Here is a 22,397-nt window from a genome sequence, read left to right as displayed (position 1 = left end):
AACAGTCTATGTTTTGCATTGAACAAATTTTGATATCTAGCAAGATTAATGATTATTGCAACTAAAATAAATCGGACGTGTCGGAAGTTTTTGCAGGACATTTCCTACGCGTGAAGTCTGTAAACAATTTTGAATAAAAATGATGGCAAAGATAATCTGTAAGTGTTATTTTTTAACAAAATCGTTAATGAACGGTAATTTTTATACCAAAGGCCTTTATTGTATTAAGGGTACTACTTTTCTTGGTACTCATGCTAATGAAATTAAAGATAATGTAGACTTAATTCAGGCCATCCATTCAAGGTTGAAATCTGTATTATGAAGAAAATCAATACGTTAAAATCTATCGTCGTTGACGATCATCCATTGGCCCGCATGGCGATTAGAAATCTGCTAGAAAATGAGGGAATTACTATTCTCGCAGAGGCCGGGGATGGTGCGCAGGCATTACTTGCCGTCGAACAGCTAAATCCAGATTTAGTTATCGTTGATGTAGATATTCCGGTGATGAACGGTATCGACGTCGTTGAAAAACTCAGAAATCAGGCGGTTAGCAGCATCATTATTGTGGTGTCGGCCAAAAACGATCTGTTTTACGGTAAACGCAGCGCAGATGCTGGCGCTAATGCTTTCATCAGCAAACAACAGGGGATGACCGATATCATTGCCGCAGTTAATGCGGCGATGAATGGCTACAGCTATTTCCCGTCATCAACCGATGCTTTCATGAGGAAGGTTTCTTCTGAACAGCAAATGTTGGATTTACTTTCAAGCCAGGAAGTCAAAGTGATGCGCTATATCTTGAACGGGGCCGACAATATGAAAATTGCCGCGGAAATGTGCATCAGTAATAAAACCGTCAGTACCTATAAGAGTCGTTTAATGGAAAAGTTAAACTGTAAAACCTTGATGGATCTCTTCTCGTTTTCTCAGCGTAACAAAATTGGGTAACATTATGACAAATAGGATTATTCTATCCTTTTTCATGCTGTTTATGGCACACCGCACGGCGCAAGCGGCAACGCCTGAGCCGGTGACATTAGCGCTTACCAGCGATTATCAGGTTTTTACACCGGCACTACCGCTAAACCACTACGATATGTTGTGGTTGGCCGCAAAACAGACACTGACCGTGGCTGTTTATGGCACTGAATTACCACCACTCAGTCTGAGTGCTGCCACCGGTCGCTACCGCGGAATGAACGCAGACTATTTGTTTTTGCTGGAAGATGCACTGAAAATCAAAGTGGCTATCAAACATTACGTGGATAAGACACAGGCGTATGCCGCACTCAGTGCAGGAAATGTTGATCTCATTCTGACGACCCCCACTGGTGATGAAACGCTAGCTGCACCTTATGCCGCCTCGCTGCCGCTGGTTCGTTCCTATCCAACGTTGGTTACACGCCAAGCCGATCTAATGAAACCGCTTTCCAACGATCAGGACGAAGTGCGGGTGGCGATTAAACAAGGTTATCCGTCAGAACAGTTTATTAAAATGACCTTTCCCAAGGCGAAAATCGTTTCCTATACGGATAACTATTTAGCGCTGGCCTCGGTGGTTAACAAAGAAAATGATTACTTTTATGGTAATAATCTCACCTCCAGCTTTATCATTTCCCGTGATTTCTACCAGTCACTGGAAATGGTTAAGTTCTGGCGGGAACCCCAAATGGGCCATCATTTTGTTGTCATGAAAAGCCAGCAGCAACTGCTCGAGGTCATCAACACCTTTATCAGTTCTCTAAGTGAAGAAACGCATAAGCAAATTGCCCAGTCATGGGTGGATACCGGCAATATTTCCTTTTTAAACAAAACAATGAAACTTACGCCCAGAGAGGAGCGCTGGATAGCAAAAAACCCGGTGTTGCGCGTACTGATTAACCCATATTATCCCCCGTTGAGCATGGTAGATGACAACCAGGAGATCAGAGGGTTGCTTGGCGATATCCTGAATCTGATACAGTTACAAACCGGTTTGGCTTTCCAACCGGTGATTGCCAACTCCAACACCGATATGGTCAATATCATGCGTAAAGGGGGCTGGGATATTGTGCCGTCAGCAACCTACAGCCCCGAGCGTGAAGATGACATGTTGTTCACTCATCCGTTTATTGCCACGCCTTTTGTCTTGGTGACACGCACGGTGTCCGGGCAGGCGGATATGCTGATGCCGGGCTCAAAGGTAGCCATACCGGCCTACCATTCACTGACTGAAAAATTGCGCAAGACATACCCTGGCGTTCAATGGGTGATTGCTGAAAATACCAGTACGGCACTTAGTAAACTCACATTGGGTGAAGTCAATGCGGTGGTGTCAACCCAGCTTGCTTCGCGTTTTATTATCGATCACTACTATCCAGGCACCATGGCCTATACCCGGATCCCCGATGAACCTTCGGCGCAAATTACCTTTGCCATTCCGCGCAGTTCTCCGGAACTACAAAGCATCATGAACAAAGCGCTGGATGATATTCCGCCCAAGGAAATACTCAATCTGGCCGCTAAATGGGTCAAAGCGCCGGATGTCAAAATTCACACATGGAACCTCTATAACCGACCGTTCTATCTGGTGATCTGTCTTGCGGCGCTGTTGGTTATCAGCAGTTTACTGTGGGGAATTTACCTGCTGCGTGCGATACGCAGAGGTAAAGCTGCGCAGGCGGCACTCAGTTATCAACTGATGTTTCGCCAGACGTTATCCAACTCGATGCCGGTGCCGGTTTATGTCATCACGCTTAAAGGGGAACTGGAAAATTACAACCGGGCATTTGATGAATACTTTGCTCCTGAACTGCGTGAAGCGATGAGCCATTCTCTGTTTGACCGACGTCACCCGCTGGGTGGCATTTTCCCTGCCATTCAGCAGGAGATCCAGCAAGGGCTAACGCCGGATACGGTGATCACCCATCTGTTGGTGCTCAATAATGGCACGGAAGAACGTCAGATTTTGCACTGGTTGACGTTAGGTGTGATGCCGGAACGCATGCCCACCACGCTGATTTGTGGCTGGCAGGACATTACTGAATCCAGGCAACTGATGAAGGCACTGCAGATTGAGAAAGACAAGGCTATTGATGCCAGTCAGGCCAAAAGCCAGTTTCTTGCCAGCATGAGTCATGAGATCCGTACCCCTGTCAGCGCTATTATGGGGTTCCTGGAGCTGTTAACCACGAGAAAACAAAGCCCTGAAGAAGTGGCGGAATCCGTCCAGCAGGCATATAACACCGCCCAGTCGCTGGTTGGCCTGATTGGTGATGTCTTAGATATGGAGAAGATTGAGTCAGGCAATTTCACCCTTGCGCCAGAGTGGGTCAATCTTGAGTCGCTGATTAACGCCACGGTGGCTAATTTTGACGGGCTGGCCAACCAGAAGAACCTGAAGCTGACGGTCAGTTGCCGTCTGGAGCCGGGTAAATCGCTCTGGCTGGATCCGCAGGCAACCAGACAGGTACTCGCCAACCTGCTGAGTAATGCCATCAAGTTCACCAGTGTGGGCGGAATTGATGTGATTGCACATGCGCAGGCTTTAGGAGAGGAAAGGGTCAACCTGACGCTTAGCGTCAGAGATTCCGGTATCGGCGTCAGCGTTGAAGAGCAACAGCAACTGTTTAAACCTTTCAGCCAGGCCAGTGGCGGCAAAAGGCATATCGGTTCAGGGCTCGGTTTAGCGATTTGCCGCGAAATGGTGGGCCGTATGGCGGGGCAAATTAATATGTTCAGCCAGCCCGGCGTGGGTACAACGATAAACGTAACTCTCGAAACCCGCATCTCTGATACGCCACCAGCCGTACTGTTGATGACGGAAAACGCGTCAAGTATACCCGCAGCGCTCAGGATTGTGATCGCCGACGATCATCCGACCAATCGTCTGTTGCTCCGCCGCCAGTTGGACGTATTGGGCTACCACGTTGATGAAGCCGAGGATGGCCTTCAGGCACTCAATTTGATCAGACAGCAGGATTACGATTTGCTGATCACCGATCTGAATATGCCCAATATGGACGGGATGACGCTGACCAAACGGGTGCGTGAATTTAATCGGCAGATGATTATCTGGGGATTAACCGCCAATGCGCAGGCCGATGAAAAAGAGCGATGTCTGGCAATGGGGATGAATCTCTGTCTGTTTAAACCTATCAATCTGCAACAGCTCAAAGCCGCTTTAAGTAGCGTGAATACGGCGGCGCAGGGTCAATCATTAGGCGAGTTTATCGATATGCAAACCCTGGAGGCCTATAGCCTGGGGGACAAAAAATTAATGTGCCAGATGCTCAAGCAGTCACAATTGGAAAATGACAAAGATTTGGCGGCGGCCTTGCAAGCTGGGGCTCATCGGCAATGGGACGTATTAAAACGTCATTTGCACCGGATCAACGGCTCCATGCAACTGCTTGGCGCTACGGAGTTGTATAAGCTGGCAGAAAAGTTAGAAAACCAGTTACCTGCTGACCAGGCTAATCCCGATTTCGAGCAGGGAATGCAGCTACTTGAACAACAGCTCCGGGCATTCGGTGCGTCAATTGAGATGTTTTTAAAATAACTCGCTACTAACAGCATAATTATACTCAGGATCATCCGCCTGGATGGTTTCAGCCTGTTAACTAACCCTGCAGAAATGTGGGGTTATTCTTTCTAACCTGTTTTAATTCATCAGCTACGGTGTTAGCCAATTATCAACCTGGCATTAACATTACATACACGCGCAACTTACATCTGTAGCCTCTATCTTTCACAATAATAATCCTTATCTCATATTCTGAATTGCACCCACCCAGTATTATAACTCCATCGACCAGGACCGGCCGGTTAATGCCTGTCACGTGATATTCGCGACTGACGCTCACGTTTGACGGTGGGGGAATCGAACATTGGCACCTCGGTGGACCTGACCGCGCTGCGTTATTCGATCTGAATAGCTACAGTTTCGCGGAATACAACAGTATGGGCTTTTCTCCACGGAAAGATATGTCTCCGTGGACCACGAGCCGTCGACGCAGCAGTTTCCAGACCCAGGTAACTCATCTGCTCGACGATCGCCTATGCCCCCGCTTTTAAAATACCGACGCTAGCAGCCAGATGACGCATGATAATCATGGACGCCTATGAGGCCCCCTACGTAGGGGCTGCATGCCGTACCCCTTAATAGCATGATTTTTCCTTATCCTTGGGAATAGACACATTTTCTATAATGCTTTAAAAGTGAAATATAGTTTCAATATCTTTAACTCAGAGGTTAATAACGCTCATTCATATAACGCTCAGTAGCAAGCAACAAGAATTAAACACTTTATTCACACGGCGATAAAATTATTATTCCGAATCTAGAAAATTCTTAGTATATTGTTATGGCAAGAGAGAAGAGCTCTCTTCGGTAGAGCATGCAATCATTCGCAACTATTTTTGAACAGCGAGTGTTTATTGCAAGGTTAATTTCATCAAAATGGATTGCTTTACCGCAACAACCTCAAGGATAAATCATGTTTAATGTTAATAAGAATATTCTCGCAATGGCTATTTCAGCTTTGGTTTCTGTGCCTGCGCTGGCCGATGAACCAGTGGGAACTGATCAAGGCTCTGGCCGCATTCATTTTACGGGAACGGTCATTAATGCCCCTTGCTCCGTGGCACCAGGGGATGCAGATATCAATGTCGATATGGGGCAGGTAGCCAATAAGGTGCTTGAAACCGGCAATAAGTTCTCACAAAACGTAAACTACACCATTCATCTGCAAGATTGTAATTTAGCTGCTCAGACGGCAGGTAGTGTCGAATATCCTGCGATGTCGAAAGTGGCTGTTTCATTCGGCGGTACCGCTGACAGCAGCGTTGCCGAACTGGTCGCCAACACCGGCAGCGCCAAGGGGGCCGCTATCCGCCTGATCGATGCCAATGGGGATTTGCTTAAAATCGGTGATACCTCTAAAGATATCAATTTGGTAACGGGCAATAATGAACTGGTATTTGCCGCCCGCGTTGAAGCAAACAATCAGCCTGTGTCAACCGGGACTATCGTTTCCCAAGCGACATATGCACTGAACTATAAATAAAGTCATGCTGCGAGGCTTTATACTGGTTGGGAAGTAAATAGCAAATTATTAGGGGAGGGATCTCCCCTAATTTAGCGTATGCAAGAACACTGCTTGGCACGCATTTGAATAGAGTTCTCGTTTGCTTTTAAACATAAAAAAGTGATTTTATTATGTACTTTACATTGAAACGGACCTCAATGACTTTTGCTTTTCTGGTCATCACCAGTATCGGTGTCTCTGCCAATGACCAGACAGTCGAATTCAACCTGAATATCATTGATGCAAACGATCGTAAAAACATTGACCTATCACGTTTTGAAGTGACGAACTATATTCTACCAGGGGAATACTTACTGGATATTGTGGTTAATGGCCACACTCTGCCGGAGCGAAGTCTAATAAAATATATCGCAATGGACGGCAAAAACAACAGCCGCGTCTGCCTTACGCCAACGATGGTGGATCAATTCGATTTGATTGAGAGAATTCAGTCGTCATTGACGGCTTGGCATGAGAATCAATGTCTCTCCCTGGATAAAGAGCCAGAGGTGACCGCCCAATACGACCAGCAAAAGCAGAGCCTGGACATTACGATCCCTCAGGCGTGGCTAAATTATCGCGATCCGAGCTGGGTACCACCTGCACAATGGGACAATGGGGTACCGGGACTGTTACTGGACTACAACTTACTCGGTAGCAAATTTGCTCCCGAACAGGGTGCACGCTCGACCAACTTAAGCAGTTACGGCACCGCTGGCGTTAACGTTGGGGCGTGGCGTCTGCGAGGCGACTACCAATATAGCAAGACGCGTTCGTCTGATGGACCGGGAAATGAACAGTTCACCTGGTCACAATTCTATTTCTACCGGGCGATACCTGCTTTAAGCGCCAAGCTGAGCGGGGGGCAAATCTATTTAAACTCTGACATTTTCGATTCATTTCGTTTTGTCGGCATGACGATCAATAGTGACCAACGTATGTTGCCGCCTTCGTTGCGAGGTTACGCGCCTCAGGTTACCGGGATAGCCAAAACCAACGCCAGGGTCGTCATCAGCCAAAATAGCCGGATTATTTATCAGGCTAACGTGCCCCCAGGCCCGTTTGTTATTCAAGACCTGAGCGAGGCGGTACAAGGTGCGCTCAATGTGCGTATTGAGGAGGAGAATGGCAGCGTAACGGCGTATCAGGTCAGCACGGCAACCATTCCTTTCCTGACGCGGAAAGGGTCCATACGCTTTAAGACTGCCATGGGTAAACCAACCACGGGGCGAAGCAATCATGCCATCGATCCGGCGTTCTACAGCGGTGAGCTTTCATGGGGAGTCTTGAATAATCTGTCACTGTACGGTGGTGTGATTGCCACAGGCGGTGACTACCAGGCACAAGCGGTTGGCTTAGGGCAGAACCTGCAGGACTTTGGTGCCATCTCATTTGATGTTACACGTTCGTCGGCAACCTTGCCTCACCAGGATAAGCAAACAGGATTCAGCTATCGCGCCAATTACGCCAAGCGTTTTGACGCCACTGGCAGCCAGATTAATTTTGCCGGCTATCGCTTTTCACAGCAGGCGTTTATGTCCCTGAATCAGTATCTCGATAAAACCAGAGGCAACAGTTATTCAAGAGACGACAAGCAAACCTATACGGTTTCGGCAAATCAGTACCTGTCCTGGCCAGATATCACACTCTATTTATCTGCTACCCACAAAGTGTACTGGAATGAAGCCTCAACCAATAATTACAGCATGTCGGTCAGCAAGATATTCGATATTGGCCAGCTTAAAGGGATTTCTGCCACGTTGACCGCCAGCAAGTTGAGATATCACTATCAGGATGAGGACCAGATCTATCTCTCATTCACCTTGCCGTTAGCGGCGGGTCAACAGATTGGCTATGACGTACAAAGCAGTTCCGGCGGTGGCTTCGAACAGACGGCATCTTATTACAATAGCCAGGACGTTAATAACAGCTGGCGAGTCAGTGCCGGAGGAAACAGTCAGGATATACAGAAAGGCAAAGGGGTGTTTCGTGGCAATTATCAACATAACTCACCGCAAGGGCAGTTTGGCCTGAATGCCAGCGTCAAGAACAATGACTACCGTTCAGCCAGCGCGAACTGGTACGGCTCATTGACTGCCACACCTTACGGCGCGGCATTACACCAAAGCAGCGCTGGCAATGAGCCAAGAGTGATGGTGGCAACAGGCGTGAAAGGCATACCGGTTAACTATGGCTCTGGCATTACCAACGATTACGGCATTGCTGTGGTTAACGGCGTGTCAAGTTATCAAAAATCGGACGTTCGGATTGACGTCAATAATCTGCCCGAAGGTGTCGAGGTTTATAACTCTGTTATCAGTAAGACATTGACCGAGGGCGCAATTGGCTATCGTAAAGTCCGCGCCATAAAGGGACAACAATTGATAGCTATCATCAGACTACTGGACGGGAGTTATCCGCCCTTGGGGTCGACGGTGACGGATGACGGCACGGGGATCGAGTCTGGATTTGTGGGGGATGGTGGGTTGACCTATCTTGCCGGCATTTCTGAAGAGAGAAAACTGACCGTGCGCTGGGGAGACAATACGCAATGCCGTATCAGCGTTCCCGAGAAGCGTGCGCTTATAGCTGGCCAGGTTTTATTACCTTGCACCTGATAAACAGTGACTATGGAATTCACTATGACAATAAAAAGGTTATCTTTACTCGCAGCCATACTGATGCTTAACGTATTTGCCTGCAGTAAAACGTACTCTGCAATCAATTTAGACCGAACTCGGGTAATATTTGATAGCAAAAACAAATCAGTCAGCGTCATGCTGGAAAACCAAAGCAATAGCTTACCCTACTTGGCTCAGGTATGGCTTGAGGACGCGGCCGGTAAAAAAATATCCAGTCCATTGGTGGCTTTACCTCCAATGCAGCGTATTAACGCGGGGCAAAAAAGCCTGGTCAGGGTAATGCAACTGCCTGATTCGGTGGCGTTGCCAAAGGATCGTGAGTCACTCTTTTATTTTAACGTCAGGGAGGTTCCCCCTAAGAGTGAGTTGAGTAACGTAATGCAGATCGCCATCCAAAGTAGGGTGAAGCTATTTTTCCGCCCCACAGCAATCTCGCCTAAGCAAGGGGACGTTTGGCAGGAGAAGATAGGGCTAACTACACTCAATGAAGCGGTAAAAATCACTAACCCAACCCCTTTTTACATTACTATTGGTTATTTTGGGAAGGATAATCGCAGTAATTTTGCCGGTTTTGACAGCGTTATGATAGCTCCATTTTCCGCAGAGAACATTGTGACCAAAGGTTATAACGGCGAACAATATAACATTGGCTATATGGATGACTATGGCGGCCTGCAGGTCAATCAATATCGTTGCCAAAATAATCGGTGTGAAATCGTCCCGAGCCAAAATAAAGGATGAGCCTGATGTATATTAGAAGGAAAGGGAAGTTACCGCAAGCTGTCATACTATTTCTCAGCCTATGGTGGACCGCTTACTCTGCCCTGGCTTTAGACTGCGTTGAGAATGGGACTAACCTGGTCGATATGCCGCCAATCCCGATAGGACAAATTGCAATACCGGCAAATGTTCCTGCTGGAACCAAAATATGGGAATCCAATGATATTTCCATGATCGCCTATTGCGATAATGTCTTAGGGAACAGTAGCGATAGTGTGCACTTTTATTTCAACCCAAAATCCCAAAGTTTAGGAGGGGGACTAAAACTAGGCGTGACCTATAATGGACAAGATCTTGAGCAAAACGAGCAGCGCTTAAGTACTAATAGCCCTGGCATTAGGAGAGGTCAAAATGTCACAGTCCTTGTTACGTTCAGGCTTTATATAAGGCTGGATGGCAATCCGCCCTCTAGTGGTAATTATACTGGAGCAAACGAGTTCGTGGTGTTCCAACTGGATGGGAGTGGTGGTCTAAATAAAACATCCACAGCAAAAAATGTCAGATACTCATTATCTGGGCTACAGGGTATACGTTTCCTTGCCTGTGGTTCTGATATCAAAGTCTATCCGGAATCACAAATAGTTAATTTCGCCAACATTCAAAGCAAAACACTGTTGAAAGGTGAAAGCGTTAATTTACCTTTTGCTATTAAAGCCACCAAGCAAGGGTGTTTGGATAGTTTTTCCCTGCAAGCTGAGTTTTCCACCTCAAGTCCGTTGTTTGGAGATAATGCGATAGATTTGCAAAATGGGACAAAGCTAATGCTATACAACGAATTACAGCAGGCCATCAGGTTCAACTACTATGATGATTTTGCTGAGTTAAACAACATCAATGAAGTTAAAAAGGACTTCACTGCCACTGTCAGTGCCATTCCCGGAAGAGAGATATTGCTCGGTCAATTTGATGCATCAGTCATTGTTAAAGTTAATTATTATTAAGTTAAGGGTAAATTATGAATAAAACTATGCACAACGAACAAAGCATGGGGTATCAAACAAGTAAAATGGTATTTTTCAGTGACTTTGTTTCTGATGTGGCGCTGAAAAATTTAATCAAAAATGCATCCAGGCCTGACTATTTATTTTGTGATTGCGAATATTATAGCGATTCAATGGACTATTCTGGAGGGATAGATGAGAACTTGACGTCCATCAAGACTCAAAAGTTTACTTTGCCAGTCTATGAAATTATAAATAACTTATTGGAGAAAGACAAATGCTATTCTGAAAATAAAATAATTGTCTTTACTGAAAGCTATGACCCTATTATCTTAAAATTACTTGCATCTTTAAAGATGTTCTATTTACTCTCCAAAAAAGAGAGCCTGAAATTTATTTATCTTACGGTTGCTGAGTCAACCACCGTTTTAAGTCAGCGCGCAAGCCCAGATATAATTGATAAAATAGGAGGGGGGTGGGAAAATGAATATCTTACTCACCAACAATGGTTGATTTTAAGCCAGTTAGCAAAAACGCTATCACCGACAATTATTGGAGAGATTTGGGGGTTAAACGTAAAGACGATCAGTACGCATAAAAGGAATATCATCAAGAAACTTGGCCTCACATCCCTGCAATTTCTTCAATTACTAATGTGGCTAGGGGAGGTTAAAGAAGTAAGCATCATGGAGGTTAAAGTTCCCACTTATCAAAATATCATGTTGAATAAGCGACTCTCAGGCGAATTGTCATCGGTTGGGACATAATGAAAATTTTAAAAAACTCCAGATTGAAAGCGGAAGCATTAGCAGATCCCAAGATTTGTTATGATGCTGACCCTATCAAAGACGTTCAGTTAGAAGATATTCTGCGCAATATGCGTATCGAGGCCCAGCTAAGTCAGTCAGATGTGGCTAAGATATTAGGCGTAACGCCCCCCGCAGTAAATCGTCTTGAAAAGAGGCCTAACCACGCCAGTTTCAAGACATTGAAACGTTATGCTATGGCATGTGGCTTTGATTTATATGTTTATTATAAATGACATAGTTAGTCACCAGGTTTTGGGGGATAGGAGAGGTGTGCTATGTGCTCCATCTTTGATACTCGTCACAAACAAATAAAACAATGTACTTTTTATAATTAAGTACCGTTTATTTTATTTAATGTGAACGGTAAAAGGGGGAGTATTCAATGCGCTGTGTGCCTATTAGACTTTCAATCTGCGGGTGTTGTTTGCCTGCAACTTGCAATTCTTTGGGTACAGCGACCTTGAGTGTTCTTCCTGAGATTATGTTTCTGTTTTATGACAAGCAGTTTTATTGCCACCACTTAGAAATATCAAAATGTTAAAAAGGCCGCTGAGAAAATCTCCCGCAGCTGCCTCTTTAGCATACAGCCATTTTGCAAAGCTTTTCTTCACTATGCGAACAACTTTCATATCGAGATACAATAACCTCTTAATTAGCGCTCAATTTTTCTGTGCTAGCACAATCAATCCCGTTACGTTCAACGTATGTATCTCCCCATATCTTCATTGCATGCATAACCGGCTCTAGAGTTACTCCAAGTTGGGTCAATGAGTATTCCACCCTTGGGGGAACTTCTGCAAAAACCTGCCGATTTATGATGCCATGCAGCTCAAGTTCACGCAGTTGAAGAGTCAGCGAACGTTGAGATACATTCCCAGCGAGACGACGGAGTTCACCAAACCGCTTAGTGCCTGACATTAAGTGAAAAATAATCAATGGCTTCCATTTACCTCCTGCCACTGCGATCGTCACTTCTACCGGACAATTGAAGGTTCTATCTTTCATATAATTTCCATTAGTGTAAAAAGTAAACCTATGTATCAAATGTGTGCCTACTTGCGATTTTATACTCTTGGCTTGATTATGACATGGCTTTTTGATGAGTAATCAAATTTAATCCCTGGAGAGAATGAGATGAGAGCAGCCTTTTACGAAAAATGCGGTAGTGCGCGCAATGTACTACATGTAGTCAGTGATTTTCCCGATCCTTTCCCTGGACCGGGCGAAGTGCGTGTTCGCACCGTGTTCTCTGGACTCAACCCTACAGACATCAAGTCTCGTACTGGTTTTGCCGGGTCAGTACCGAAGTTCCCACAGATCATTCCGCACCAAGATGGTTCCGGTGTGATTGATAGGGTCGGTATTGGGATCTCGACAGACCGAATAGGGCAGAGAGTGTGGGTTTACGAGGCTCAGTCTGGCCGTGCATTTGGTACCGCAGCGCAATATGTCGTGATCCCTTCACTGAATGCCGTCGCATTACCAAAAAATGTCTCTTTTGAAACCGGTGCTTGCCTCGGTATCCCAGCAATGACCGCCCATCGTTGCTTGTTTGCTGATGGAGATATTCGTGGGAAATGGATACTGATTCAGGGAGGTGCCGGAGCCGTAGGCTCAGCAGCTATCCTTCTTAGCAAATGGGCAGGAGCGAGAGTTATAACCACGGTGAGTCGCCCAGAGCAAGAAGCCGTAGTTAGTAGACTTGGTGCTGATATTATAGTTAACAGATGTACTGAAGACGTAGCTGAGCGGGTTAGACAAGTAACCGATGGCGTAGGTGCAGATCGAATTGTCGATGTGGATTTAGCCAGTAATTTTAATACGGATGTCGCTTGCCTGAGAAAATCAGGTGTCATCAGCGCTTATGCCACCGATGACCCATCGACCCAACTCAATATTCCTTTTCTAAAAACGATGTTTGAAGGTTTTGTGTTTCGATTCGTATTTGTCTATACGATGCCAGAAGAAGCACGAATTGAAGCCATTCGTGACATAACAGCCTGTCTGAAAATGGGGGCATACGCACCTAAAATCGCACTTACATTTCCTCTTGCTGATATTGCCACTGCTCATGAGGCACTGGAGTTGGGGAGTACTATCGGCAAAGTGCTGCTCAGTTTGGAACCGTGTTGAAGATTCATCTTCGGAAAAATTGGAATTTCAAACAATAGAACTTCCCTCGGGTTCTCATGGATTGTGTCAGTCACTGGGTTTTTGGCGATCAGGGGACTCATGCTATGTGATCCATTTTTGATACCTGTCACAAATCAATAAACCACGATGTCTATTTTAATGAAACTATGTTTCTTTTATTTAAATCTAACAGTAAAAGGTTTAGTATTCAATGCGCTGTATACCTATTAGCCTTTCAATCTGCGGGTTTTGTTTGCCTTGCTCTAGTCGCTATAGACGCTATCTAAACTGAGCAAGCGGGGCGGTTTGCCGTTCAGCTGTTGTTTGCCCGCAACTTGCGATTCTTGGGTACAGCAACCTTGACTGTTCTTCCAGTGATAAGGGATCCCCATGAGAATACAGCTCTCTCCTTCCTCTATAACGATTAAGACTATGTTTCTGTGTATGGCAACCAGTTTGATTGCAACCACTCCGCAGGTATCTGCCGCTCCCCTGAATAAACAAGCACCGCAGCAATTGCATTCTCCAGCCCTGTCCGCTGACGACAGTAGCCTGATGTTGGTGTGGAAAGCGCCAGAAGATACCGGAGATATCGCTGACTATCTGGTTTATTCAGAAGGGAAACTGTTGGGTAAAGCCAGTGAAAACAACGATCGGTTTTCACCTGCCAAGCCTTACATCAATCATTTTTATGCGAATGACAAAGATAATTTTTCGCAGCGGATTGTGATCCAGAATTTCAAAGTAACGGATTTAAAGCCCGAGAGTCAGTATTCATTTACCGTTAAAGCGCTCTATGCCGATGGTACGCTATCAGACGCGAGTCAAAGCGTTACGGTAAAAACCACCCCGTTACCGACCGTGGTCAATATCGCGGATTTTGGCGCTAAAGGGGATAGCACCACGCTAAATACTAAAGCGATTCAACGGGCGATTGATGCTTGCCAACCTGGCTGCCGGCTTGATGTTCCTGAGGGAGTTTATAAAACCGGGGCGCTGTGGTTGAAAAGTGATATGACACTCAACCTGCAAGCGGGTTCTACCTTGCTGGGTTCTGATGACCTGGCAGATTATCCGCCAGCTTACCGGTTGTATAGCTATTCTACCGAAATGCGGCCAGCCTCTCTGCTTAATGCCATCGATTCAGAACACGTAGAGCCGGGAACTTTCCGCAATATACGCATTGTTGGGCCAGGAGTGATTGACGGCAATGGCTGGTTACGCCAGAAAACCGCAGAGATTGTCGATGAGGTGGGAAACCGTCTGCCACAGTATATTTCCAGTAGAAACAGTGAAGTCCATAAAGATGGCATCTTGGCTAAGCATCAGGTCGCCAAAGCGGTGGCCGAAGGCGTGCCGCTACAAGTCGCTTATGGGCAGCGCCGATCTAGCCTGGTGACATTGCGTGGCGTGGAGAATGTGTATCTGGCCGATTTCACCGCACGCAATCCGGCTTTCCACGGCATTATGCTGTTGGAGAATCACAATGTGACGGCCAATAACCTGATCCATCAAACCTTTGATGCTAACAATGGCGATGGCATTGAGTTTGGTAACAGCCAGAATGTGATAGTCATGAATAACTTCTTTGATACGGGTGATGACTGTATTAACTTCGCGGCAGGAACCGGGGAAAAAGCGCGTGAGCAACCTTCAATGAAAGGGGCTTGGTTATTCAACAACTATCTGCGCCGTGGGCATGGCGCTGTGGTGACGGGCAGCCACACTGGGGCCTGGATTGAGGATATTCTGGCCGAAAATAATGTCATCTACCTTACCGATGTAGGTTTACGCGCCAAGAGCACCACGGATATCGGCGGTGGTGCTCGTAACATCACATTCCGCAATAATGCCATGAAGGATATTCTCCGCCAGCCGGTGATCCTGACGTTGAATTATTCGGATCCTAACGCCAAGATTGATTACCCTGCGGCGAAAAAACCGGCTCAATTTTATAATTTCCTGGTGCAGAACGTCACGGTACAGGGAACGTTGGGGGATAAGCCAGCAATCGAAATCAAAGGGAATAGTGACAAGAATGCCTGGCACCGGCAGATTCGCTTCAACAATGTGCATTTCAATAATGTGCCCCCAACTGCCATCAGCGATTTAGAAGACAGCCAGTTTGACCACGTGACTTTTAGCCAATTACGTGGAGATACACCTTGGCATTTCAATGCGATCAGAAATGTGACCGTCGATGGTCAGCCTATAGCACCGTAATGAATTTCAGGAGGTTTTAATGAGGGCTAAGGCAGGGGTTTCCCTGCCTGTTATCAAACAATGACGAGGCAGATAGCCAGATCTTTGTGTACTGCTGGTACGCAAAGTTACTTTGTTGACGACATTGAATGTTTGTAACTCTGTCAAGCCTCGGCAAGTGGTACGCGGATTTCAGTTAATAGGTCAGGTGGTGAAGTGCTGGAAGGATCGTTGAGATAGACCTCGTAAGGAGGGGCATTTCCCATTGTACGCCCAGACTCCAGCAACCACGTCTCGAACAACCATTTATACGCATCATGCAGTCCAACATACGGCCCTTGGAAAACTAGGCTGTGTCCCTCAATTAAAAATGGTATGCTAACCACCTAATTTTCAGACAGTTATCACTATGGCTCGCTACGATTTTCCTGATGCTGCATGGGCACTCATCCTGCCATTATTACCTCCAGAACGCTCTCAGCGCCCTGGGCATCCCTATATTGAACACCGTAAAGTCATCAATGGCATGTTTTGGGTGCTGTGCTCTGGGGCTCCCTGGCGTGATTTACCCGAACGCTATGGGTCATGGAAAACCGTCTACAACCGTTTCAACCGGTGGGCAAAAAAAGGCATCATTAACTCTATATTCAATAAGTTACTTTCCATTCTTGATGAGCATAAGTTGCTCGACTGGTCTGCTATCTCTCTGGATGGCAGCAATATTCATGCAATGCGTTGTGCTGCCGGTGCCCAAAAAAACATCCCGATATCACCCGTGAGCATGGCCTGGGTCGCTCACGAGGCGGTTATGGCACCAAAATCCATCTGGCAACAGACGGAAACGGGTTCCCTTTAAATATCGTGCTGAGTGCGGGTCAAGCTCATGAAAGTCAGTTTGCGCTACGGCTTTTAGATGGCATTGGCGTTCTGAGAAAAAATGGGTTTATGAAGCGCAGAGGCAAGGCCGTTCTCGCTGATAAAGCCTATTCAAACAAGGCATTGCGTAGTGACTTAAAACTGAGTGGTATCAAGGCCGTCATTCCGCATAAGTCGAATGAAAGGGCCAGTACAGATGGACGAACCCGATTTGATAAAGAGACTTATCGTAAGCGCAATGTTGTAGAAAGAAGCTTTGGCCAACTGAAAGAAAACCGCCGCATAGCGACACGTTATGAAAAAACGGCAAGGAACTACCTGTCGATGGTTCAATTGGGCTGTATCCGGCTGTTTTTACAACGAATATGTAATTGAGGGACACAGCCTAGCACCGAGGTGGGGCTGGTAACGGTGACCGCCAAATCGGTTGTCAATATGAATGATACCGGTAAATCCCTTACTGTAGATTTCACCGTCAATACAGCCACAGCTGTGGTTAACAGCCTGACTGTGGATACCCCAACTGCTTTAGCCGATGGCAACTGGCAGATCAGGCCTGAGATAATACAGATTATGCATTCTTTGATCTGAAGTAGTGCCGCCATCGTGATTATTACCACAACAAATATCAAACATATTGACCATCCACGTATTAATCCAATACGTGGATGGTATATTCAGACGGCAAGGAGCCCACCGGTGTGCCTGTTCGTCCCCAAAAGATAAAAGTGCCTATTTAAAACCTTTTTAGCTTAAGCAGCCAGATATAGAGTTCCTGACTGTTTCTGAAACCCAATTTACGCATTGCTGAATGTTTATGTGCACTGACGGTTTTGATGCTGATCTGCAGTTTTTTGGCAATACGGACCGTCGGTAACTCCGTAACAAGTTCCCGCAGAACCTCTTTCTCCCGGCGGGTTATTCTGATGCAGGTACTTTCATTTAGGATGTTTTTTGATATCGATTCAGCATCCGAGGTGTTAAACAATTCATCCAACAGAAGGAAGATACTCTCAGGCTTTGCAAAATGACCAATCGATCTTTGATGATAATAATTTTCCCCAAAGAGATTTTTTTGCATGAGTGTTAATTTTAGTTGAGTAGGCCCACATGGCTTTGATACGGAGCAACTGTTTACCAGCAGATCCGCTCCCTGAGTTTCAGGGGCAAAAACCGCCTCCATACCTTTGTCATGAAAATACATCTTAAAGATATACTGTAAGCCTTGTAAAAAGAACAAATTGCTGTCATGCAGAGCAATAGTAATTGGATGCTTCATTTTATATTCCGCAGAGTATGGTTTTTTGAATGTCAGGACGTATTAACCCCTCCTGTATTTTAGGGGAATATAGTCAGATTTCCTGAAGAACTCTCATCAGAAATTAAAGTGTGGTCTGCAATATACCAACGTAGGCTGTTGTTTATCGAATGGGATGTTACATATGCCTTTTTATCTTTAACCAACTTTGTTAAGTAATAACGTGCGATATAAATATTGAGATTGCATAATTCTGCAATATGTCGAGTCTTGGGCCACAGTTCCTGGTTGCAAGCGGTGTTGGGGTAGCTTAAAACCTGTAGTGCCGCCTGCACACGATGAAGTTCATCCGCACTCTTTCTATAATCTGTCATGGTGTAAGTTCCTTTTTGCATGTCCATCTCCTTAGCCAGCCTTAGCCAGATTGCGCTGCTCTCTGGTGCACAAAATGTTGCTACGGCTTCTTGGATTCACTGCTCATATAACAATCTTATTGTTTTTATACACTATCAAATCGCTTTTTATCAGTCAAACAGATCGCATAGGCGCATTCTTGCGGAATTATATCCTGCTTGTTTTTTGGATATGGTTTTTAAGATCGTAAAGTTAAATTTAAATTAGTTGTTGCAGACTTTTATTGTGAAATGTAGTTTTACTGTTAAAAGTGCTTTTAAAAAAAATCATTAACGACAATAATTTCCTCGGCAAATGGAGGCGATGAAGCCGCTAGATTAACCAAGTTGTATAGGATTGTTGCTGTCGTTTTTAGCGGTCAGGTTGTTGTTGACTGCTGAATTCATAACAGTAAGTTTCATTTAAGCATTAAGTCGGCACTGATAAAGTCAGATTGTGTCTTTCATTGCCCATCTAATATTTTATTTATTGTAGTTAAATCATAGGAACGGATTTCATGAACGTAAAAGCGATTGCATTGTTTGTTGGCGCAACTCTGATGGCGGGTTCTGCTTTTGCTGCTGACCAGGGTCACGGTAAAGTCACCTTTAAAGGTTCTATCATTGACGCGCCATGTTCTATCTCCCCAGATAGCATTGACCAGACCGTTGAATTGGGCCAAATCTCTAATGTAGCGCTGGTAGAGGGCGGTAAATCAACGCCTCGTGTTTTCGATATCGCTCTGGAAAACTGCGATGTCTCTAACGTCACCAGCGGTGTGCAACTGACCTTCAGCGGCGCAGCAGCCTCTTTTGACCCTTCGAAGAAAACCCTGGGTATCGTGGGGACTGGTGCGGGTGCTGGCGTACAGATCACCAACGGTTCCGGCAACGTGATGACCCTGGGCACGGCAACGCCAGCCCAGCAGATCCAGGACGGTAACAACACCCTGCGTTTCTCTGCTTATCTGGTGGGTAATGGTGGCAAAATCGACACTATCACCGTGGGTGAATTCAGTTCAGTAGCAGACTTTACCCTGTCTTACCTGTAAGTCGACGTATACCTGGCGGACGTGACTGCGGCTGCCAGGTTTTTAAAGGGATTTAAGAGGTTAATATGGCTCGCAAATCAATATGGCTAGGGCTCGTGGTGGGCTTGGCATGGATGACGTTGTCCTTTTCAGCCAGTGCAGCGGTGACCTTTAAAGTACGTGGGAGCATCGTTGAAACGGCGTGCGCCATTGATCTTGGGAGTCGTGACCAAACGATTGATATGGGTAGCCTGTCAATCAGCCACATATTACGGGATGGGCAAGGTGCCGCCCGTCCTTTTACTATCCGTCTGGTTAACTGCTCATTAGAAAAACAACATGGCAACAGGCCGGATTGGCAATATTTCCGCATTACTTTTGATGGCCCGCACGAGCGGGGATTATTTAATGTGAGTGGACAGGCAAAAGGTATCGGGTTAGAAATACGTAATCAGGATAATGAGTTATCCGTCCCCGGCAGTGCCATGTCACCACAGCAGCTAACACCAGGGACTCGCGATTTAATTTACCAGCTGCGTCTGGTTGCCAACCAGCAACCCTTGGCGGCAGGTCAATATAACAGTCAGCTCGCTTTTAAACTGGATTATGAATAACCCGCGCTTAATGGGTTAGTTTACCTTTTTGCCTCGGGGTGAAGTATTCACTCCCGTATGGATACAACGAGAAAAGCCGGAAAACATGAACATTCATATCCGTTTACCTGCTCATATTCGCTTGAGCGTATTGAGAGTGCTGATTGGTCTTTCTCTTATTGGCAATGCCCAGGCAGCAGATCTGGAATTCAATACCGATATTCTTGATTTAAATGACAAGGCAAATATTGACCTGAGCCAGTTTTCGCGGCCGGGTCATCTGATGCCGGGGGAATACAGTTTTACGGTCTATGTGAATAAACAGACGCTGCCTGAGCAGACCGTATTTTTTTATGCCGACCCCGCCAACCCGAAAAGTAGCTTGGCGTGTTTGAGCCCGGCATTGCTCAATCAGCTGGGGCTGAAAAAAGCGCAGCTGTCTTCGCTCACCTGGTGGCATCAGGATCAGTGTTTGACGCTGGGCAGTTTGCCGGGCACGGAGGTGAAGGCGGATTTGGGTCAGTCTGCGGTGTATATCAACATCCCGCAGGCCTATCTGGAATACAGCGCAGAAAACTGGGATCCGCCGTCCCGCTGGGAAGAAGGGATCCCGGGGTTGCTGTTGGACTACAACATGAACGCGCAGGTCAGCCAGCAGAAAAGGAACGGTGCCGGTACCAGCTATACCGCTGGAGGCAACGGGGTGGCCGGGGCGAACGTATCCGCATGGCGCTTGCGGGGCGACTGGCAAATGCGCCAGGACAAACGCTCTGGTGCGGGGGCGACCAACGAGTTTACCTGGTCGCGATTCTATGCCTATCGCGCGATCAAGTCGCTGAACAGCAAGCTGACGATGGGGGAAGACTATTTAGCGTCCGATATCTTTGACAGTTTCCGCTTCACCGGCATGAGCCTGATCAGCGATACCAATATGCTTCCGCCGAATTTACGCGGTTATGCGCCAGAGGTGACCGGCGTGGCCAGAAGTAATGCCACCGTCATTATCAGCCAGCAAGGCCGGGTGATTTACCAGACCCAGGTGGCGGCCGGTCCTTTCCGTATTCAGGACTTGAGTGATGCGCTGGCTGGTGATTTGGATGTTCAGGTCAAGGAGCAGGACGGCTCTACGCAGTCCTTTACCGTGAGCACGGCCAGCGTTCCTTACCTGACGCGCCCCGGCATGGTACGTTACAAGCTGGCCACCGGGCGCCCAAGCGACTGGCGTCATCATGTCAATGGCGACCTGTTTGCCAGCGGCGAGTTCTCCTGGGGCGTCAGCAACGGCTGGTCGCTGTACGGGGGCGGGGTCGCGGAGCAAAACTATCTCGCGTCGGCACTGGGTGTCGGGCGTGATTTGCTGATGTTCGGCGCGATGTCGTTTGACGTGACGCGTTCCGTTGCGCATTTGCCAGGCGTGGCAGGGGTGACCGAAAGCGGGAAAAGTTACAGCGGAAACTCGTATCGCCTGAGCTATTCCAAACGCTTTGATGCTTATAACAGCCAGGTCTCCTTCGCCGGGTATCGTTTCTCGCAAGAAGGCTTTATGAGCATGTCCGAGTACCTGGATGCGATAACCACCGGGACGCGGCAATACAACAGCAAAGAGATGTATACCGTCTCTTATAACCAGCAATTTACCGATCTCGGGCTCAGTGCGTATGTGAACTACTATCATCAAACGTATTGGAATCAGCCGGATAACGATCGCTATAGCGTCTCGCTGGCGCGGTATTTTGACGTGGGCCGGGTGAAGAACGTCAGTGTCAACCTGACTGCGTATCGTAACCGGTTCAGTGGTAGCAACGACGATGGAATGTATGTATCGCTGTCGTTACCGTGGGGCAACAGCGGCACACTTAGCGCCAACAGCGACTGGAGCGGCGATCAAAACAACCAGCGCGTCAGCTATTACGACCGGATAGACGAACGCAGTAACTATCAGGTGAGCAGTGGCTGGGGACGTTCCGGTGGCCTGGTGAGTGGGTTTTATTCCCGTCAGGGAGATCTGGCGCAGGTTAACGCCAACGCCACCTATCAGCAGGATCGTTACACTGCTGCTGGCTTCTCCATGCAGGGCGGGGCGACCGCCACCGCGCAAGGGGCGGCGATCCACCGGGGTAACCAGATGGGCGGCACGCGCATTCTGGTCGATACGGACGGCGTGGGCGATATTCCGCTGCGCGGTAATGGTGCCATTGTTCGCACCAACCGTTGGGGACAGGCGGTGCTCACGGACGTCAACAGCTACTACCGTGGCATGGTCAGCGTGGACCTGAATGCGCTGCCAGACAATGCGGAAGTGGCGCAGTCCGTCAAGCAAGGCACGTTGACAGAAGGTGCGATTGGCTACCGGACGTTCGACGTGGTGGCCGGTAGCAAGGCAATGGCGATCATTCGTTTGGCAGATAACAGTTATCCGCCTTTCGGTGCGACGGTGATGAACCCGCGTAAACAACAGGTGGGTATCGTCAATGATGGCGGCAATGCGTATTTGTCCGGGTTAAACCCCGGAGAAAAATTGTCGGTCAATTGGGATAGCAAAACCCAGTGTGAGGTGATATTGCCCGCCTCGTTATCAGACAAACAGGACTTGATGGCGAACCTGTTATTGCCTTGTAAATAATTGAGTCAAATAGATAACCCGTTGTTCAGGTTATTAGGAAATCATG

Annotated in this window: 18 protein-coding genes; 14 read left to right on the top strand and 4 right to left on the bottom strand. The window is 47.0% G+C overall.

The window, feature by feature from the left end; all coding sequences use genetic code 11:
• Positions 1-318 precede the first annotated feature (318 nt).
• The 8 genes from evgA to ACX9GU_RS14240 all read left to right on the top strand — a co-directional run bounded on the left by evgA (position 319) and on the right by ACX9GU_RS14240 (position 11,476).
• Positions 319-951, top strand: coding sequence for an acid-sensing system DNA-binding response regulator EvgA (gene evgA / locus ACX9GU_RS14275; RefSeq protein WP_473191975.1), 633 nt, complete (start codon positions 319-321; stop codon positions 949-951).
• Between the two features lie 4 nt (positions 952-955).
• Positions 956-4,543 (top strand): response regulator, encoded by a 3,588-nt coding sequence (locus tag ACX9GU_RS14270; RefSeq protein ID WP_473191974.1) that lies wholly within the window; start codon positions 956-958, stop codon positions 4,541-4,543.
• A gap of 937 nt (positions 4,544-5,480) precedes the next feature.
• Positions 5,481-6,050, top strand: a complete 570-nt coding sequence (locus ACX9GU_RS14265) for a fimbrial protein (protein WP_473191973.1) — start codon at positions 5,481-5,483, stop codon at positions 6,048-6,050.
• A 179-nt stretch (positions 6,051-6,229) separates the two neighbouring features.
• Complete coding sequence (locus tag ACX9GU_RS14260; RefSeq protein ID WP_473191972.1) at positions 6,230-8,689, top strand: fimbria/pilus outer membrane usher protein; 2,460 nt, start codon at positions 6,230-6,232, stop codon at positions 8,687-8,689.
• Between the two features lie 24 nt (positions 8,690-8,713).
• On the top strand, positions 8,714-9,454 hold the full coding sequence (locus ACX9GU_RS14255; protein WP_473191971.1) for a fimbrial biogenesis chaperone: 741 nt from the start codon (positions 8,714-8,716) through the stop codon (positions 9,452-9,454).
• Positions 9,451-10,434, top strand: a complete 984-nt coding sequence (locus ACX9GU_RS14250; protein ID WP_473191970.1) for a fimbrial protein — start codon at positions 9,451-9,453, stop codon at positions 10,432-10,434. The genes ACX9GU_RS14255 and ACX9GU_RS14250 overlap by 4 nt, the downstream gene beginning before the upstream one ends.
• 14 nt (positions 10,435-10,448) lie before the next feature.
• Positions 10,449-11,201, top strand: a complete 753-nt coding sequence (locus ACX9GU_RS14245; RefSeq protein WP_473191969.1) for a helix-turn-helix transcriptional regulator — start codon at positions 10,449-10,451, stop codon at positions 11,199-11,201.
• Entirely contained in the window at positions 11,201-11,476 is a 276-nt protein-coding gene (locus tag ACX9GU_RS14240) for a helix-turn-helix domain-containing protein (protein WP_473191968.1), read from the top strand. Before ACX9GU_RS14245 ends, ACX9GU_RS14240 begins: the two co-directional genes overlap by 1 nt.
• A 415-nt stretch (positions 11,477-11,891) precedes the next feature.
• On the opposite strand, the gene ACX9GU_RS14235 is transcribed toward ACX9GU_RS14240, so the two are convergent.
• Positions 11,892-12,248, bottom strand: coding sequence for a winged helix-turn-helix transcriptional regulator (locus tag ACX9GU_RS14235; protein ID WP_473191967.1), 357 nt, complete (start codon positions 12,246-12,248; stop codon positions 11,892-11,894).
• Between the two features lie 129 nt (positions 12,249-12,377).
• Here ACX9GU_RS14235 and ACX9GU_RS14230 point away from each other — a divergent pair, with 129 nt between their 5' ends.
• Both ACX9GU_RS14230 and ACX9GU_RS14225 read left to right on the top strand, forming a co-directional pair.
• A complete protein-coding gene (locus tag ACX9GU_RS14230) occupies positions 12,378-13,376 on the top strand; it encodes an NADPH:quinone reductase (protein ID WP_473191966.1) in 999 nt (332 codons plus the stop codon).
• A 444-nt stretch (positions 13,377-13,820) separates the two neighbouring features.
• Positions 13,821-15,599 carry a glycosyl hydrolase family 28 protein gene (locus ACX9GU_RS14225; RefSeq protein ID WP_473191965.1) on the top strand — a complete coding sequence of 593 codons (1,779 nt, stop codon included), beginning with the start codon at positions 13,821-13,823 and terminating at the stop codon, positions 15,597-15,599.
• A gap of 143 nt (positions 15,600-15,742) precedes the next feature.
• On the opposite strand, the gene ACX9GU_RS14220 is transcribed toward ACX9GU_RS14225, so the two are convergent.
• A complete protein-coding gene (locus ACX9GU_RS14220; RefSeq protein WP_473191964.1) occupies positions 15,743-15,964 on the bottom strand; it encodes a GyrI-like domain-containing protein in 222 nt (73 codons plus the stop codon).
• Between the two features lie 23 nt (positions 15,965-15,987).
• Between ACX9GU_RS14220 and ACX9GU_RS14215 the strand changes: the two genes are divergently transcribed.
• A protein-coding gene (locus ACX9GU_RS14215) for an IS5 family transposase (RefSeq protein ID WP_473191963.1) occupies positions 15,988-16,829 on the top strand; the annotation gives its coding sequence in 2 pieces (ribosomal slippage) (positions 15,988-16,330 and positions 16,330-16,829; 843 coding nt in all).
• Between the two features lie 361 nt (positions 16,830-17,190).
• On the opposite strand, the gene ACX9GU_RS14210 is transcribed toward ACX9GU_RS14215, so the two are convergent.
• On the bottom strand, positions 17,191-17,733 hold the full coding sequence (locus ACX9GU_RS14210) for a response regulator transcription factor (protein ID WP_473191962.1): 543 nt from the start codon (positions 17,731-17,733) through the stop codon (positions 17,191-17,193).
• 59 nt (positions 17,734-17,792) lie between these two features.
• Positions 17,793-18,107: a FaeA/PapI family transcriptional regulator gene (locus tag ACX9GU_RS14205; protein WP_473191961.1), complete on the bottom strand. Its 315-nt coding sequence runs from the start codon at positions 18,105-18,107 to the stop codon at positions 17,793-17,795.
• A gap of 515 nt (positions 18,108-18,622) precedes the next feature.
• Here ACX9GU_RS14205 and ACX9GU_RS14200 point away from each other — a divergent pair.
• From ACX9GU_RS14200 to ACX9GU_RS14190, 3 genes are all read left to right on the top strand, one after another.
• Entirely contained in the window at positions 18,623-19,156 is a 534-nt protein-coding gene (locus ACX9GU_RS14200; protein ID WP_473191960.1) for a fimbrial protein, read from the top strand.
• Positions 19,157-19,221: 65 nt separating this feature from the next.
• The gene (locus ACX9GU_RS14195) at positions 19,222-19,749 is read left to right on the top strand and encodes a fimbrial protein (protein ID WP_473191959.1); all 528 of its coding nucleotides are present in this window, start codon (positions 19,222-19,224) and stop codon (positions 19,747-19,749) included.
• Between the two features lie 85 nt (positions 19,750-19,834).
• Positions 19,835-22,351, top strand: a complete 2,517-nt coding sequence (locus ACX9GU_RS14190) for an outer membrane usher protein (protein ID WP_473191958.1) — start codon at positions 19,835-19,837, stop codon at positions 22,349-22,351.
• Positions 22,352-22,397 lie beyond the last annotated feature (46 nt).

This window comes from Serratia sp. K1WW1, assembly GCF_055790865.1.
This window is presented reverse-complemented; position numbering and strand designations above follow the sequence as displayed.